Origin of the sequence: Parablautia muri (genome assembly GCF_009917485.1) — a bacterium.
GTDB lineage: Bacteria > Bacillota > Clostridia > Lachnospirales > Lachnospiraceae > Suilimivivens > Suilimivivens muri.
Genome location: NZ_QZDT01000151.1, coordinates 1 through 1,682, shown reverse-complemented (window position 1 = coordinate 1,682; position 1,682 = coordinate 1). Strand labels below are relative to the sequence as shown.

The window sequence follows — 1,682 nt, the reverse complement described above, 5'->3', positions numbered from 1 at the left end:
CTAAAAACTCTAACCCCAAGTTTACAGGAGAACGCCATATATTTCACTACACGTTCTTATTTGACGCTTACGCATGAAAGTGCAAGGCAATCATTAAAAGCCTTTGCTTTAGCTACTGGCAGTCACAATTAAAAAGAAGGAGAACACACACTATGGGAAAATCATTTAGAATAATTGGAGTTATCGCTGCTATAGGAATTACAATGATGTTATCTTATCTGTTAGGTACCACGCAAGCGGAAACAATAACAGAGATTCAGACAGTAACAGAGACAAGGGAAGTTGTACCAGACGGATATATACCGTTCAATGATGATATTGTGGATATGAATACAATCGTTGACTTTACGGCTACTGAATACGGCTTGCAACTGTATTTTGAGGATGGAACAGGGTATTATTGGGAACGATAACAACATGATAAACAGATTATAAATAATACATAATAAAGGTTATGGGTGTAAATACTCATAGCCTTTTTTGTGCGGTCTGTTTGGCTGTAATTGTATGGTCATGTTATGATTATACGCTCAATTTGGGCTTGTAATGGTGTTAGGGTAGAGGATTAGGGTATAGGTGAAACGTAGCTAAATAGGCGTGTAGCGTGCTTATTTGGGGATTGTATGGGCGGCATAGGGGAGCAGGTGTTAAGGGTATATGCCGGTAGGTTTACATACTTTTTCGGATACTTTAGCGTGGGAAAGCACGCATCTATTCCACATCGACACCAACTTAATTTTTTTGACCTCCCGAACTATAACCCCTTCATCTCAAACCGAAAATCCCTTTCAAACCTATTGATTTTTTCTAATCACAGCTATATGGTTACCTCACGGATAAAAAGTGAGGTGATAAATTGAATCCGCAAACCAAAATAAAAAAGAGAAAGCGGCAGCATACCTGCCAAGTAACCAGCCACTTTCCCACCCAGCAACTGCCTGATGGCATTTGGAGCGTAAATATTATATCATGCGCGGCAAATCCATACAAGGAATTGTTGGAGCTTCAAAAACCAGTAACTAGCCAGCCAAACTAAAGAAAGGAACTGAATATGTCAAGCATAATAGAACAATTATACCTTGGAAATGTCCGTCCTGATTCATTTCTGTATTCGGATGATTCATCTCTCCATAAGGCTATAAATCACAAGGGAAAATGCATGGAAGAATTAACAGCAAAATTGGATAATACCGCAAAGGAATTATTTAACAACTACTGTAACGCCCAGGCAGATGTTGACGACATTACCCAATACGGCACATTTACGTATGCCCTGAAATTAGGCGCGCTGCTCATGGTGGAGGTCTTTACAGGAAATGACATGTTTTTCGGTAATGAAGGCAGCACTAAATGAGTAAATCCATTTTAAAACACTTTATGATGGTGAAATTTATCCTGCTGAAAATATCCTGCCTAAGTGTGAAGAATACAGAAAAACAGAGCAGGAAATCAGCGGCATCATGGAACAGCTCAAGAATAAGCTATCAGAAGATCAAAGTCTTTTAGAATGGCTGGGATTTCTGGAAAATGAAATGTCAACTATCTATTCCTTTGAAAGCTTTTCCTATGGATTCCAGCTTGCTATGATGTTAATGATTGAGACGTTTCATCGTAAGCGTCAAATAAGAACGTGTAGTGAAATATATGGCGTTCTCCTGTAAACTTGGGGTTAGAGTTTTTAG

Annotated in this window: 3 protein-coding genes; all 3 read left to right on the top strand. The window is 38.8% G+C overall.

Annotation, left to right across the window (positions count from 1 at the left end; genetic code table 11):
* The first annotated feature begins 152 nt into the window (after positions 1 to 152).
* Entirely contained in the window at positions 153 to 413 is a 261-nt protein-coding gene (locus D5281_RS24840) for a hypothetical protein (RefSeq protein WP_160562521.1), read from the top strand.
* Between the two features lie 638 nt (positions 414 to 1,051).
* Entirely contained in the window at positions 1,052 to 1,354 is a 303-nt protein-coding gene (locus D5281_RS24835; RefSeq protein ID WP_160562520.1) for a DUF6809 family protein, read from the top strand.
* 4 nt (positions 1,355 to 1,358) lie between these two features.
* Positions 1,359 to 1,661 (top strand): DUF6809 family protein, encoded by a 303-nt coding sequence (locus D5281_RS24830; protein ID WP_330585338.1) that lies wholly within the window; start codon positions 1,359 to 1,361, stop codon positions 1,659 to 1,661.
* The last annotated feature ends 21 nt before the right edge of the window (positions 1,662 to 1,682 follow it).